11 protein-coding genes are annotated in these 13,406 nt (G+C 68.4%); 1 reads left to right on the top strand and 10 read right to left on the bottom strand.

All coding sequences use genetic code 11. From position 1 onward, the window contains the following. Positions 1 to 6: 6 nt before the first annotated feature. The 10 genes from IEX13_RS01735 to miaB form a co-directional block, all read right to left on the bottom strand. Positions 7 to 1,221 carry an NnrS family protein gene (locus IEX13_RS01735; RefSeq protein WP_229668417.1) on the bottom strand — a complete coding sequence of 405 codons (1,215 nt, stop codon included), beginning with the start codon at positions 1,219 to 1,221 and terminating at the stop codon, positions 7 to 9. Between the two features lie 121 nt (positions 1,222 to 1,342). Continuing rightward, on the bottom strand, positions 1,343 to 3,622 hold the full coding sequence (locus IEX13_RS01740; protein ID WP_188660516.1) for a nitric-oxide reductase large subunit: 2,280 nt from the start codon (positions 3,620 to 3,622) through the stop codon (positions 1,343 to 1,345). A gap of 558 nt (positions 3,623 to 4,180) precedes the next feature. Further along, positions 4,181 to 4,930, bottom strand: coding sequence for a helix-turn-helix domain-containing protein (locus IEX13_RS01745; protein ID WP_229668418.1), 750 nt, complete (start codon positions 4,928 to 4,930; stop codon positions 4,181 to 4,183). Positions 4,931 to 4,949: 19 nt separating this feature from the next. Continuing rightward, positions 4,950 to 6,350, bottom strand: a complete 1,401-nt coding sequence (hemN, locus tag IEX13_RS01750) for an oxygen-independent coproporphyrinogen III oxidase (RefSeq protein WP_188660519.1) — start codon at positions 6,348 to 6,350, stop codon at positions 4,950 to 4,952. Positions 6,351 to 6,415: 65 nt separating this feature from the next. Beyond that, positions 6,416 to 7,405, bottom strand: a complete 990-nt coding sequence (gene corA / locus IEX13_RS01755; protein ID WP_188660522.1) for a magnesium/cobalt transporter CorA — start codon at positions 7,403 to 7,405, stop codon at positions 6,416 to 6,418. 5 nt (positions 7,406 to 7,410) lie between these two features. Then, entirely contained in the window at positions 7,411 to 8,610 is a 1,200-nt protein-coding gene (locus IEX13_RS01760; protein ID WP_188660525.1) for a lipoprotein N-acyltransferase Lnb domain-containing protein, read from the bottom strand. Then, positions 8,597 to 9,445: a CorC family transporter gene (locus tag IEX13_RS01765; protein WP_188660529.1), complete on the bottom strand. Its 849-nt coding sequence runs from the start codon at positions 9,443 to 9,445 to the stop codon at positions 8,597 to 8,599. The genes IEX13_RS01760 and IEX13_RS01765 overlap by 14 nt, the downstream gene beginning before the upstream one ends. Before the next feature lie 72 nt (positions 9,446 to 9,517). Further along, positions 9,518 to 9,979: an rRNA maturation RNase YbeY gene (gene ybeY, locus IEX13_RS01770; protein ID WP_188660531.1), complete on the bottom strand. Its 462-nt coding sequence runs from the start codon at positions 9,977 to 9,979 to the stop codon at positions 9,518 to 9,520. Beyond that, a complete protein-coding gene (locus tag IEX13_RS01775) occupies positions 9,976 to 10,950 on the bottom strand; it encodes a PhoH family protein (protein ID WP_188660536.1) in 975 nt (324 codons plus the stop codon). The genes ybeY and IEX13_RS01775 overlap by 4 nt, the downstream gene beginning before the upstream one ends. Further along, positions 10,947 to 12,284 carry a tRNA (N6-isopentenyl adenosine(37)-C2)-methylthiotransferase MiaB gene (miaB, locus tag IEX13_RS01780; RefSeq protein ID WP_188660539.1) on the bottom strand — a complete coding sequence of 446 codons (1,338 nt, stop codon included), beginning with the start codon at positions 12,282 to 12,284 and terminating at the stop codon, positions 10,947 to 10,949. Before miaB ends, IEX13_RS01775 begins: the two co-directional genes overlap by 4 nt. Before the next feature lie 149 nt (positions 12,285 to 12,433). Between miaB and IEX13_RS01785 the strand changes: the two genes are divergently transcribed. After that, complete coding sequence (locus IEX13_RS01785) at positions 12,434 to 13,306, top strand: lytic transglycosylase domain-containing protein (RefSeq protein ID WP_188660542.1); 873 nt, start codon at positions 12,434 to 12,436, stop codon at positions 13,304 to 13,306. Positions 13,307 to 13,406: the final 100 nt, after the last annotated feature.

Raw genomic sequence — 13,406 nt, forward strand, 5'->3', positions numbered from 1 at the left:
AGCTCCTCAGCCCGGGCGGCCGTCGGCGCGCGGGGTGGCGTAGATCCAAAGCGAACGCAGCGCCCAGGGCAGGAACACCACGACCCAGCCGACGCTTGCGACCAGGAACCAGGGCGCCGGATTGGCGGCGAACTCCGAGCCGACCCGCAGCACGGCCACGGCCTGCATGCCGATGAAGGCCAGCGCCGGCACCTTGCCCAGCACCAGCGGCCGGCCCGAGTGGCCCTGGGTGACCCGCGTCACCATCGCCACCAGCAGGCTGCCGAAGAAGCCGATGGACACGGCGTGCACCGGCCCGCGGCCCAGGGTGAATTCGCCGGTGCCCAGGAACCACAGGCTCTGCGCGGCGTACAGGGCCAGCGCGATCGGCAGCCAGGCGTAGCCGATGAACAGCACGCGCAGCAGCGGCGGTGCCTTGCCACGCGGCCACCAGCGCCACAGCGCCAGGCCAGTGACCGCCAGCAGCGGCAGGTCGACCAGCCACAGCCACTGGTACAGATGCGCCAGCTCCAGCGCCAGGTGGCCCAGCCACAGCGGCCAACTGGCGGCCAGCAGCCACATCGGCCGCCACGGCCGGTAGCCGGCCACCGCGTTGCCGGCGAAAAACGGGAACATGCGGTGCGCCACCGTCGCATAGACCGGCACCAGCAGCCCGAAGGTGCCGATCTTGAGCATCGCGAAGGCCAGGCGCGGCTCCTGCGGCAGGTGCAGGTAGGCGACGAAACAAAGCAGCCCCGCCAGCCCCATCAGCAGGCCGGCGAAGCAGGACAGGGCGTGCCAGTTGCCGCTGCGGTCGCGCAGCAGCCAGCCGGCCAGCACCGCCATGGCGGCGATCCAGCCGGCCAGGGTGTTCACCACGCCGATGTGCAGCAGCAGCGCCGAGCCCGCCAGCAGCCCGGCCAGGGTCAGCACCTGGCCCAGCACCAGGCCCAGGCCCACCGGCAGGTAGTGCCAGCGGCTGGCGTCGGTCTGCGCCATCCAGCGCGGGAACACGGTCAGCAGGAAGCCGAAGATGAAGGTCGGCAGCACCTGGTACTGCATGACGAAGGCGTGCATCCAGCCCGCCGGCACCGTCGGCGTGGGCAGCAGGCCGCCCAGCCAGCCGGTCCACCAGGCCATGGCCGCCAGCACGTTGGCGGCGCCGATGAAGAACAGCAGGCGGTGCGGCGCAGCGGCGATGGCCGCCAGCGGGAACGGGTTCGGGGTCTTCGTGTCAGCCATGCGGGAATGGTGAGGCGCCCGCGAAGTTGTCGCCTTGACGCAAGTCATTCGCAACGGGGACGGGCAAAAAAAAGGGGCCACCGAAGTGGCCCCGAACATCACGCATCGGAGAATTGAAGGATCAGCGCGCCGATTCGGTCGCTCCGTCCACCGGCACAGGTGCCGATTTCGGGGCGATCCACAGCCGCAGCACGAACCAGGCCAGGGCCAGGGCGCCGACGCTGAAGATCGTGTCGCCCGGCACGCGCATCCACACCAGCATGTCCACGATCGGCTGCTGCATGAACTCGGCCGAGCGGGCGAACCAGTAGCCGTGGTTCATCGCCGCGTTGACCTGCAGGATGCCCAGCGGAAGCAGGGTGAACAGCGCCATGCCGGACAGGCCGATGTTGAGCGACCAGAACGCGGTGCGCAGCGGCGCCTCGGGCCAGATCGCCTGCGGCTTCATGCCGCGCAGGCAGAACAGCATCAGGCCGATGCCGAGCATGCCGTAGACGCCGAACAGTGCGGTGTGGCCGTGCAGCGGGGTCAGGTTCAGGCCCTGCATGTAGTACAGCGGCAGCGGCGGGTTGATGAGGAAGCCGAACAGGCCGGCGCCCACCAGGTTCCAGAACGCGACCGCCACGAAGAACAGGATCGGCCACTTGTAGCGCTGCATCCACGGCGTCGCCTTGCCCAGCTTGAAGGTGTGGTAGGCCTCGAAGCCGATGTAGGCCAGCGGCACCACTTCAAGCGCGGAGAACGAGGCGCCGATCGCGATCACCGCGGTCGGGGTGCCGGTGAAGTACAGGTGGTGCAGGGTGCCGAGCACGCCGCCGGCCATGAACACGATGGTGGCGAACAGCACCGCCACCGTGGCCGTGCTGGTCTTGATCAGGCCCAGCTTGGTGAACAGGAAGGCGATGACCGCCGTGGCGAACACTTCGAAGAAGCCCTCGACCCACAGGTGCACCACCCACCAGCGCCAGTATTCGACCATCGACAGGTGGGTGTGCTCTCCCCACAGCAGGCCGGCGCCATAGAACAGGCCGATCGCCACGGTGGAAAGGAACAGCAGGGTGGTGATGGATTTCGATTCACCGCCCATGCGGATCGCCGGGACCAGGCACCTGCCGACCAGGGTGAGCCAGATGCCCAGGCCCAGGAACAGGAACCACTGCCAGAACCGGCCCAGGTCCACGTATTCCCAGCCCTGGTGGCCAAACCAGAAGTTGTGTTCCAGGCCCAGCTTCTGCATCACCGCGAACCACTGGCCCGCGAAGGAGCCGACCACGATGATGATCAGGCAGACCCAGAGCACGTTGACGCCCAGTGCCTGGTACTTGGGTTCATGCCCGGAAATCGCCGGCCCGATGTACAGGCCCATGCCCAGCCAGGCGGTGGCGATCCACAGCACCGCCAGCTGCGTGTGCCAGGTGCGGGTAAGCGAGTAGGGCAGGATCTCGGACAGCGCGAAGCCGTAGAAGTCCTGGCCCTCGACCTGGTAGTGCGCGGTCATCGCGCCCAGCAGGATCTGGGCCAGGAACAGTGCGATCACCACCCAGAAATACTTGGCCGTGGCCTTCATCGACGGCGTCACCTTCACGTCCGCCAGCGGATCGGTCAGCGGCAGCTGCGGCTCCTCGTCGCGTTCGTGGTTGACGGCGTAGTGCCAGCCCAGCAGGGCGATGCCGGCGATCAGGAACAGCACGCTGAACACGGTCCACATCAGCAGGTTCGACGGGGGTTCGTTGCCCACCAGCGGGTCATAAGGCCAGTTGTTGGTGTAGCTGATTTCCTTGCCCGGGCGCTGGGTGACCGCGGTCCAGGACGTCCACCAGTAGAAGGCGGTCATCTGCCGGCGGTGTTCGGCGTCGGCGACGGTGGCGTCCTTCATCGCGTAGGCTTCGCGCAGCGACTTGGTGGCCGGGTCGTTGCTGAACAGGCTCTGGTAATGCGCCGAGACGTTGTTGATCGCCGCAAGGCGGTCGTCGTCGATGACGATGGTGCCGTTGGCCTCGTCGAAGGTGTTGGTGCGCAGCATTTCCTGCAACCGGGCCTCGAGCATGGCCTGCTCGGCCTTGCCCAGGGATTCGAAGCCGGGTGCGGAAAATTCGGCGCGGGCCCAGCGGTCGACGATGTCGACGGCCTCGCGGTGCAGCCAGTCGGCGGTCCAGTCGGGAGCGACGTAACCGCCGTGGCCCCAGATCGAACCCAACTGCTGGCCACCGATGGACTGCCAGACGACGCGGCCGGTCTGGATGTCTTCGCGGGTGAAGACCACTTCGCCGGAGGTGGTGAGCACCTGTTCCGGGATGGGTGGCATGACGCGGTGGATCTCGCTGCCCACCCACAGCAGGGCGGTGAACGAAACCACCAGCAGGGCGGCTAGGCCCAACCACAGTTTCTTGGTGCTGCTCATGACGGCTCTCCTGACAGGATGCCGCCATGGTCCGGATCGGCCGCGCCCCGGTCACTGACGCAGGTCAAGCGACCCCGCCCTTTGCCCTTGTGGGAAGGCCTTGGCCTTTGGCCAAGTGTCGCGCCCGTTGATTTCGCGAGTGGAGGCAGCGTGCCTCTGCCCTGACCGACACGCCGTGAACCCATCCATGGGGGCTTCTCGTCGACATCCATGTCTCCGAGAGTCGGCCAGGGCAGAGGCACGCTACCTCCTGGAATGAACGTCGGGGCCGCCAGGAGGTCAAGAGCGCACCACCCGCTCGCGCCGCAAGCTCAGGCCATCGCCCCGATTTGCCGACAAGCCGCTTTCCCATCGGCCACGACATGGCGTTGAGGAGGTGTCGCGCCTTCGCCCCGGCCGACCCTCGGAGACATGGATGTCGACGAGGAGCCTACATGGACGTACTTGCGGCGTGTCGGTCGGGGCGAAGGCGCGGCGCCTCCACTCGCGGCAGCTGCGGTTACGGCGCTTCGCTTGGCCGAAGGCCAAGGCCCTTCCGCAAGGGCGAGAGTCGGCCGGCTAGTTGCGCAGGACGGCCATGGCGAGGGTTTCGAGGCGGTCGGCGTCGAGGATCTCGAGTTCGCGGCGGTCGACCTTGACCATGCCGTCTTCCTGCAGGCGCCGCAGCACCCGGCTGACCGTTTCCGGTGCCAGGCGCAGGTAGTTGGCGATGTCCGTGCGGGTCATCGTCAGGTGCAGGCGTGTCGCCGAAAAACCGCGCTGGGCGAAGCGCCGCGACAGCGCCACCAGGAAGGCCGCCATGCGCTGGTCGGCCGTGTAATCGCCGGCCAGCAGCGCCGCCTTGCCGATGTCCTGGCTGAGCAGCCGGAACAGCTGCGCCTGCAGCCCCGGCATGCGCGTCGCCAGCAGGGCCATCTTCGGGAACGAGAACCGGCACAGCATCACCGTGTCCAGCGCCACCGCGTTGCAGGGGTAGCGCGCCTCGCTGATGGCGTTCAGGCCAATGATCTCGCCGGGCAGGTGGAAACCCAGCACCTGCTCGTGGCCGGCCGCGTCGAGCACGTAGGTCTTCACGGTGCCCGCGCGCACCGCCGCGATGGCGTTGAACTCGTCGCCTTCCCGGAAGATGTGCTCGCCCTCGTGGAACGGGCCGATGTGTTCGACCAGCACGTGCAGGTCCATCAGGTCCGACTTGTTGTACCCCTGCGACAGGCAGGCGTCGGAGAACGCGCAGGTGCTGCAGAAACGCAGTTCATCGCCGTCGTCGGCGATGGGATTGTGCCGGGGCCGGCGGGCCGTCGGGCTCACGCAGCGGTTCCCGGCGCGGTCAGATGGCCTTGGAGAACCGGGTCGGCTCGGCCTCGGACTGGGGCTGGTGCAGGTAGCGGTCGAAACATGCGGCAATGATACGCAGCAGCAGGCGCCCGCGCGAGGTGGCGGTTATCCGGGTGGGGGAGGTTTCGACCAGGCCGTCGGCCTTGAGCGCCGCCAGCCGGTCCAGGTCGGCGGCGAAATAGCGGGCGAAATCGATCTCGTGGCGCTCCTCCAGGGCCGGGATGTCCACTTCCCCCTGGCACATCAGCTGCTGGATCAGGTCGGCGCGCAGCACGTCGTCGGCGTCGAGCTCCATGCCCCGCCAGGTCGGCAGGTGGCCGTTGTCGATGGCGATTTCCCAGCTGGGCAGGTCGCGCGGGTTCTGGCTGTAGGTGTCGCCGACGTGGCTGATGGCGCTGACGCCCATGCCGATCAGGTCGCAGTCGGCATGGGTGGTGTAGCCCATGAAATTGCGGTGCAGGCCGCCGCGCTCCTGGGCTATGGAAAGGTCGTCCTCGGGCAGGGCGAAATGATCCATGCCGACATAGCGGTAGCCGGCGGCCGAGAGCTTTTCGATGGCCAGTTGCAGCAGGCCCAGCTTGTCTTCCGGGCTGGGCAGCTGGGAATCCTCGATCTGCTTCTGGGCCCGGAACAGCTGCGGCATGTGCGCATAGCTGTAGACGGCCAGGCGGTCGGGCCGGGTGACGATGACGGTGTCCAGGGTCTTGCCGAAGCCGGCGCGGGTCTGCAGCGGCAGGCCGTAGATCAGGTCCACGTTCACCGAGCGGAATCCGTGCTGGCGGCAGGCGTCGATCACGGCCTGGGTCTCCTGGACCGACTGGATGCGGTTCACCGCGGCCTGCACGGCCGGGTCGAAATCCTGCACGCCCAGGCTGGCCCGGTTGAAGCCCATGAAGGCCAGGGCCTCGATGTCGCCCTTGTCGACGAAGCGCGGGTCGAGTTCGATAGAGAAGTCGCGGGTGGGCGACTGGCTGAAGCGGAAGTGGGTGTTGAGGCTCTCGAGCAGCTCGCCGATCTGGCTGGCGGTGAAGAAGTTCGGGGTGCCGCCGCCCAGGTGCACCTGCAGCACCTCGCGGTCGCGGTCGAACAGCGGGCCCAGCATCGCCACCTCGCGCACCAGGCGCGAAAGGTAGGTGCCGGCGCGCGCCTTGTCGCGGGTGATGATGCGGTTGCAGCCGCAGTAGAAGCACGGGCTGAAGCAGAACGGCACATGCGCGTACAGCGACAGCCGGCGCGGGATCGGGTCGTCGTTGCTCAGGCGCGCGGCGCGGGCGAAGTCGGTCTCCCCGAAACCCGGCTTGAACTGCGGGGCGGTCGGGTAGGACGTGTAGCGCGGACCGGGCCGGTCGTAGCGGCGAAGCAGGTCGGCGTCGAAGGGAGGGATGGCGGCCATGGCAGGCATCGTGCCGGCCGCGGGCCGGGACCGCCTTGACCTCCGTCAAGCTGCGTCGTGGAGGCTCAGATCCACTTGGCGCGGCGCAGCATGACGAACAGCCCGCCGACGATCGCCAGGGTCACGCCCACGACCACGGGGTAGCCGATCCGCCCGGCGAACTCCGGCATGTGCGGGAAGTTCATGCCATACCAGCTGGCCACCAGGGTCGGTGCCGCCAGCAGGGCGGCCCAGCCCGCGAGCCGCTTGACCACTTCACCCTGGGACACGGTGACCAGGGCCAGGTTCACCGACATCGCGGCGGTCAGCATCTCGCGCAGCGTGTCGGTGGCGTCGTTGACGCGCAGGGTGTGGTCGTAGACGTCGCGGAAATACAGGCGCATTTCCTCGCCGACCAGCTGCGTGTGCACGCGGGTCAGCTGGCCGGTGATGTCCTGCATCGGCGCCACCGCCAGGCGCAGCGTGGTGACCCGGCGCTTGAGGTCGTAGAGCTTGCGCACGGTTTCGCGGCTGAAGGTTTCGGCGAAGATGTCCTTTTCCAGCGCATTGAGCTGTTCCCTGAACTCGTCGACGATCGGCAGGTAGTTGTCGACGATGAAATCAAGCACCGCATACAGCCCGTAGGACGGTCCCAGGGCCAGCAGCTCGGGCTCGCGTTCGACCCGGCTGCGGACCCCGTTGTAGGACAGCGAGGACCCGTGCCGCACCGTCACCAGGAAACGCGGCCCGATGAACATGTGGGTCTCGCCGAAGCTGACCTTGCCGCCCTGCGCCTGGGCGGTGTGCACGGCGATGAAGAGCGAATTGCCGTAGGCCTCGATCTTGGGTCGCTGGTGGGCGTGCTGGGCGTCCTCGATGGCCAGGTCGTGCAGGCCGAATTCTTCCTGCAGCTTGTCGAGCAGCTCCGGGGCCGGCTCGTACAGGCCCACCCAGACGAAGCTGCCGTCGTCCACCGACAGCACGTCGCTGATGGCGTCGAGGCTGATGTCGCAGCGGGTCCCGTCGCGGGCATAACGCACGCAGTTGACCACGGTGGGCGAGGCGGGTTTGTCCATGCGCCCTACTGTGCCTCGTCACCCCGCTTCGGGTCCATCGTGCGCAGCAGCGCCCAGTGCAGCGGCAGCAGCAACAGCACCCATTCGACGTTCTGCTGCGGCAGGAAGGGCAGGAACTTCAGGAAGCCCGCCACCGCCGCGCTGCCGGCGACCAGCCAGAGCAGGGCGCGGAATCGCTTCGACGGGGCGCGGCCGCGCAGCCGGGCCCAGGCGCCGGGCAGCAGGCCCAGGCACAGCGGGCTGAGCAGCAGGAGGTTCTCGTTGCCGTGGGCGGCGACGTGTGACGTGGCGAACCAGAGGAAGGCCATGACCAGGCCGGCCACGCCGGCCAGCAGCCAGAAGACCAGCGCGCCGGAGGCGAGGGCGCGCGGCGCCCGCTTGCCCGCGACCAGCACCAGGACCGCCAGCACCAGGCCGGCCAGGAATGCCTGGGTGCGCAGCCGCGGCGCCTCGGCCGGCGGCGGCACCAGTCGGTGCGGCAGCAGCTGTTCTTCGGCCAGCACCAGCGGGCGTCCGTCGGCGCGTTTGACTTCGCGAAGGGCGTCGCGCAGGCGCATCGGGATGAAGGACTCGTCCCAGCGCGACAGTGGCCGGTCGCCGTAGCCGGAAAGGCCAACGTGGAATCCCAGCGCCATCCAGGTCGCCGGCGCGGCCAGGCGCACCGATTCGCTGCGGAAGGTATTGCCCTGCGAGCGCCCGCTGAGCTGGGCGCGCACCTGGCCACCCAGGGCTTCATCGATGGCGTCACGAACGCGCGTGGAACAATTGGCTTCGTAATAGTCGTAGGTGTAGCGGGCGTTTTCCGGAAGCGCGTTCACGGCCAGGCGCGTGGCCATGGCCCTGGCCTCTTCCGGCGCCAGGTCCAGCCACTGGATCACCGCGCCGCGCCCGGTGCGTTCGTAATAAGCCAGGTCGCTGGCCGCAGGGAGCACTTCAAGGCGGTATTCCATGCGTCCCCGGACGAAGTTCCAGTAAAAACCCGGTTCTTCGAGGTCGAAGAAGCCGAAGTTGTACGACAGCGGCCCCGGCGCGGCCGGGTCGTCGACGACGATGGCGTTGTGGCCGAAGCGCTCCCAGAAGATTTCGCCCGGCTCCATGGTCAGCACGCCGATGCGCGGCGCGGCGCCCGCCAGGCCCGGCAACAGCCAGGCCAGCAGGCACAGCAGCCACCAGGCGGCGTGGCGCCGGCCCTCAGTCTTCGCCATGCACGCTGACCACGAAGGTGTGCACCCGGCGCTGGTCGGCGCGGCCGACCCGGAAATGGAAGCGGCCCAGGGCCAGGTCTTCGCCGGCCTCGGGCAGGTGGCCGATGGCCGCGGTGACCAGGCCGCCGATGGTGTCGTATTCGTCTTCCGGGAAATCGGCGCCGAAACGCTCGTTGAAGTCCTCGATCGGCGTCAGCGCGTCCACCAGGTACTGGCCGTCGGCCTGGGCGGCGATGAGCTTGGATTCGTCGGCTTCGTCGTGTTCGTCGTCGATCTCGCCGACGATCTGCTCGAGCACGTCCTCGATGGTGACCAGGCCGGCGACGCCGCCGTGTTCGTCCACGACGATGGCCATGTGGTTGCGCGAGAGCCGGAATTCCTTGAGCAGTACGTTCAGGCGCTTGGATTCGGGGATAAGCACCGCCGGGCGCAGCAGTTCGCGCACGCTGCCGGGGCCGCCGTCGCTGACCATGCCGCGCAGCAGGTCCTTGGCCAGCAGGATGCCCAGGATTTCGTCGCGGTCCTCGCCGTGCACGGGGAAGCGGGAGTGGCCGGATTCGACCACCAGGTTCATCAGGTCCAGGAACTTCGCGTCGATGGGCAGGGACACCATCTGCGAACGCGGCACCATGATGTCGCCGACCTGCTGTTCGGACACCGACAGGGCGCCTTCGAGCATCTTCAGGGTGTCGGCCTCGAGCAGGCCGTTGGCCTGGGCCTCGCGCAGGATCTCGAGCAGGTCCTCGCGGGTTTCGGGTTCGCCGGAAAAGGCCTGGCTCAGGCGTTCAAGCCACGAGCGGCGTTCCGGCGGGCTACTAGGGGAATCTTCGGACATTGGGGGGTTCAAGGACGCCAGCGGGCGGGGGGTCGAGTTTAACCGGAACCCGAGGCAGCTTCATTTACAGCCTCAATAGGGGTCGGGAATGCCCAGGCCGGCCAGGATTTCCCGTTCCAGCAGTTCCATGGCCTCGGCCTCGCGTTCGTCGTCGTGGTCCAGGCCCAGCAGGTGCAGCACGCCGTGCACGGTGAGGTGGGCATAGTGGGCGGCCAGGGGCTTGCCCTGTTCCTTCGCCTCGCGGGCGACCACCGGGGCACAGATGACCAGATCGCCCAGCAGGGGCAGGTCGACGCCCTCGGGCAGGTCCACCGGGAAGCTGAGCACGTTGGTGGCGTAGTCCTTGCCGCGGTAGTGGCGGTTGAGTGCGCGGCCTTCCTTGGTGTCGACCACGCGGATGGCGAGGTCGCCGCGCCGGATGCGGCCCCGGGCGGCGGCCTCGGCCCAGCGGCGGAAGCTGACCGCGGCCGGCAGGCCCTTGCGGGGCAGGCCGTAGCTGACGCTTACATCCAGGTCCAGGGGCGTGCGGCTCATTCCTGCGACTCCTTGCCGTCCCGGGCATCGTAGGCCCGGACGATGCGCGCCACCAGCGGGTGGCGGACCACGTCGCGGGCGGTGAAGAAGGTGAAGCTGATGCCGTCCACGCCGCGCAGCACGTCGATGCCGTCGCGAAGGCCGGACTTCTGGTGCTTGGGCAGGTCGATCTGGCTCAGGTCGCCGGTGACCACCGCCGTGCTGCCGAAGCCGATGCGGGTAAGGAACATCTTCATCTGTTCGATGCTGGTGTTCTGGGCTTCGTCGAGGATGATGAAGGCGTCGTTGAGCGTGCGGCCGCGCATGTAGGCCAGCGGCGCGACTTCTATGACGTTGCGCTCGAGCAGCTTGGCCACCTTTTCGACGCCCAGCATTTCGTACAGCGCGTCGTAGAGCGGCCGCAGGTAGGGGTCGACCTTCTGGCTGAGGTCGCCGGGCAGGAAGCCGAGCTTTTCGCCGGCCTCCACCGCCGGGCGCACCAGCAGCACGCGCTGCACGCGGCTTTCGTTCAGGGCCTCGACCGCCATGGCCACGGCCAGGAAGGTCTTGCCGGTGCCGGCCGGACCGATGCCGAAGTTGATGTCGTGGGTGGCGATGGCGTGCAGGTATTTTTGCTGGTTGTCGCCGCGGCCGCGGATGGTGCCGCGCTTGACCCGGATGGCGACGTCCTGCGGCGCGAAGCCTTCGTCGATGTGCTCGAGGCTGGCTTCGCCCATGCGCAGGTGCAGCTTGTGCGGGTCGAGGGTTTCGCTGGCGGTTTCTTCGTACAGCGCGTGCAGCAGCCTTTCGGTTTCTTCGACGGGTTTGCCTTCGCCGGTGACGCGGAAAACGTGGCCGCGGTTGGCGATCTCCACGCCCATGCGCAGCTCGATCTGGCGCAGGTGTTCGTCGAACGGCCCGGCCAGGTTGGCCAGGCGCTCGACGTCCTGCGGTTCAAGTACGAAATCCCGGTGCGTCCTGTGTTTGCTCATACGGCCTCGCCGCGCAGGGAGTTGGTGCGGGCCTCGGTGATGCGCACGTCGATGAACTGGCCGACCAGGCGCTTGCCGCCGGCGAAGTTCACGTTGCGCATGTTTTCGGTCTTGCCGGTCAGTTCGTCCGGGTCCTTGGCGCTGGGGCCCTCGACCAGCACCCGCTGCACCGTGCCGACCATGGCTTCGGCGTAGCGCCGGGCATTGTCGTTGATGGCCGCCTGCAGCCGCTGCAGGCGGGCGCTGGCGACGTCGGCGGGCACCTCGTCGTGCAGGTTGGCCGCGGGCGTGCCCGGCCGGCGCGAGTAGGCGAACGAGAAACTCTGGTCGAAGCCGATGTCGTCGATCAGCTTCATCGTCGCCTCGAAGTCGCGATCGCTTTCGCCCGGGAAGCCGACGATGAAGTCGGAACTGATGGTGATGCCGGGGCAGGCTTCGCGCAGGCGGCGGATCTTGGCCTTGTATTCGAGCGCGGTGTGGCCGCGTTTCATCGCCGCCAGGATGCGGTCCGAACCCGACTGCACCGGCAGGTGCAGGAAGGACGCCAGCTGCGGCACGTCGCGGTGCGCCTCGATCAGCGCCTCGGTGAACTCCACCGGGTGCGAGGTGGTGTAACGGATGCGGCCGACGCCTTCGATCTGGGCGATCGCGCGGATAAGCAGGGCCAGGTCGGCCTGGTCGCCGTCGACGGTGGCGCCGCGGTAGGCGTTGACGTTCTGGCCCAGCAGGTGGATCTCGCGCACGCCCTGGGCGGCGAGCTGGGCGCATTCGAGCAGCACGTCGTCGAAGGGCCGGCTGACTTCCTCGCCGCGGGTGTAGGGCACCACGCAGAACGAGCAGTACTTGCTGCAGCCCTCGATGATCGAGACAAAGGCGGTCGGCCCCTCGGCGCGTGGCTCGGGCAGGCGGTCGAACTTCTCGATCTCCGGGAAGCTGATGTCCACCTGGGCCCGGCCCTGGGCGCGGCGCGCGTCGATCATGGCCGGCAGGCGGTGCAGGGTCTGCGGGCCGAACACCAGGTCGACATAGGGCGCGCGCTTGAGGATGGCGTCGCCCTCCTGGCTGGCGACGCAGCCGCCGACGCCGATCAGCACCGGCTTGTCCTTCTTGAGGTGCTTCCACCGGCCAAGCTGGGAGAAGACCTTTTCCTGGGCCTTTTCGCGGATCGAGCAGGTGTTGACCAGGATGACGTCGGCCTCGGCCTCGTCGCTGGTGAGTTCCAGGCCGTGTTCGGCGGCGAGCACGTCGGCCATGCGGGCCGAGTCGTACTCGTTCATCTGGCAACCGTGGGTTTTTATGTAGAGCTTGCCCTTGGCAGGCGAAGTCCCGGGCATGGCGGCGGTTAATCCGTTCCGGAGGGGGCGCCATTGTAGCCCCCGGCGGCTGTCCTGGCCGGGCCGGGACCCCCGTTCGAGGAGGAAAGCCGCGATTTTCCGGTCAAAAGCCTTGGCATTTGCCCCGGCAAGGAGTAAACCTCGCCGCCATGGATCCTCGTCCGACCCTGCTGGCCTGCTTGCTGCTGGCCGTCGCCCTGCCGGCGACGGCGGGCACCCTGTACCGGTGCACCGGCGCGGACGGCGTGCCCAACTACACCGGCACGAAGATCGCCGGTTCGAGCTGCAAGGCCGTTACCACCTACACCGCCGCCGATGCCCGGCCCCGGGCGCCGGCGCCGGCGCCTGCGGCGGCGGGTGGCGGTGGCTCGGGCAGCAAGCCGGGCGGCGTGGTGCGTTTCCAGACCGCGTCGGCCGGCCAGGCGCTGGCGGCGCCCGCCGCCGCGTCGGGCGCGCGGATCACCCGCGGCGCGGTCTACAAGTTCGAACGCGACGGCGTCGTGCACTACACCAACGTGCCGCAGCCGGGCAGCGGCGCCCGGATGTTGTTCAGCTACGTCGAGACCTGCTACGCCTGCGGCCTGTTGCCGGGCGTGGATTTCAGCAACGTGCGCCTCAACCTGGACGCCTATTCCGGCGAGGTGAAGGCCGCCGCCCAGGAGTTCGGGGTGGAGGAGGCCGTGGTCCGGGCGATCATCCACGCCGAATCGGCCTTCCGGCCCAATGCGGTTTCGCACGCCGGCGCCCAGGGCCTGATGCAGCTGATCCCGGCCACGGCCAGCCGCTTCGGCGTCACCGATGTCTTCCAGCCCGAGCAGAACATCCGCGGCGGCGTGCAGTACCTGGCCTGGCTGCTCAAGCGCTACAACGGCGACCTGACCCTGGCCGCGGCCGGGTACAACGCCGGCGAAGGCGCGGTGGACCGCCATGGCGGGGTGCCGCCCTACGCCGAGACCCAGCGCTACGTGCAGCGCGTGGGCCAACTGGCCGACCGCTACCGCGGCGCCCTCGCGGGCAACTGAGCCCCCGGGCCGGGGCCGGGCCCGGCCAGCGAAAATCCGGCGTTGTCGCTCTCGCGCCGCGTCCGCTACAATTGCGCGTCTTTGCCGGCCCCGGGTGGGC

The organism is Arenimonas soli, from assembly GCF_014643775.1.
Taxonomy (GTDB): domain Bacteria; phylum Pseudomonadota; class Gammaproteobacteria; order Xanthomonadales; family Xanthomonadaceae; genus Arenimonas; species Arenimonas soli.

Excerpts from the sequence above, each read along its gene's own strand:
- IEX13_RS01735 (WP_229668417.1), bottom strand. The coding sequence starts at position 1,221 with ATGGCTGACACGAAGACCCCGAACCCGTTCCCGCTGGCGGCCATCGCC.
- IEX13_RS01740 (WP_188660516.1), bottom strand. The coding sequence starts at position 3,622 with ATGAGCAGCACCAAGAAACTGTGGTTGGGCCTAGCCGCCCTGCTGGTG.
- hemN (WP_188660519.1), bottom strand. The coding sequence starts at position 6,350 with ATGGCCGCCATCCCTCCCTTCGACGCCGACCTGCTTCGCCGCTACGAC.
- corA (WP_188660522.1), bottom strand. The coding sequence starts at position 7,405 with ATGGACAAACCCGCCTCGCCCACCGTGGTCAACTGCGTGCGTTATGCC.
- IEX13_RS01760 (WP_188660525.1), bottom strand. The coding sequence starts at position 8,610 with ATGGCGAAGACTGAGGGCCGGCGCCACGCCGCCTGGTGGCTGCTGTGC.
- IEX13_RS01765 (WP_188660529.1), bottom strand. The coding sequence starts at position 9,445 with ATGTCCGAAGATTCCCCTAGTAGCCCGCCGGAACGCCGCTCGTGGCTT.
- ybeY (WP_188660531.1), bottom strand. The coding sequence starts at position 9,979 with ATGAGCCGCACGCCCCTGGACCTGGATGTAAGCGTCAGCTACGGCCTG.
- IEX13_RS01775 (WP_188660536.1), bottom strand. The coding sequence starts at position 10,950 with ATGAGCAAACACAGGACGCACCGGGATTTCGTACTTGAACCGCAGGAC.
- miaB (WP_188660539.1), bottom strand. The coding sequence starts at position 12,284 with ATGCCCGGGACTTCGCCTGCCAAGGGCAAGCTCTACATAAAAACCCAC.
- IEX13_RS01785 (WP_188660542.1), top strand. The coding sequence starts at position 12,434 with ATGGATCCTCGTCCGACCCTGCTGGCCTGCTTGCTGCTGGCCGTCGCC.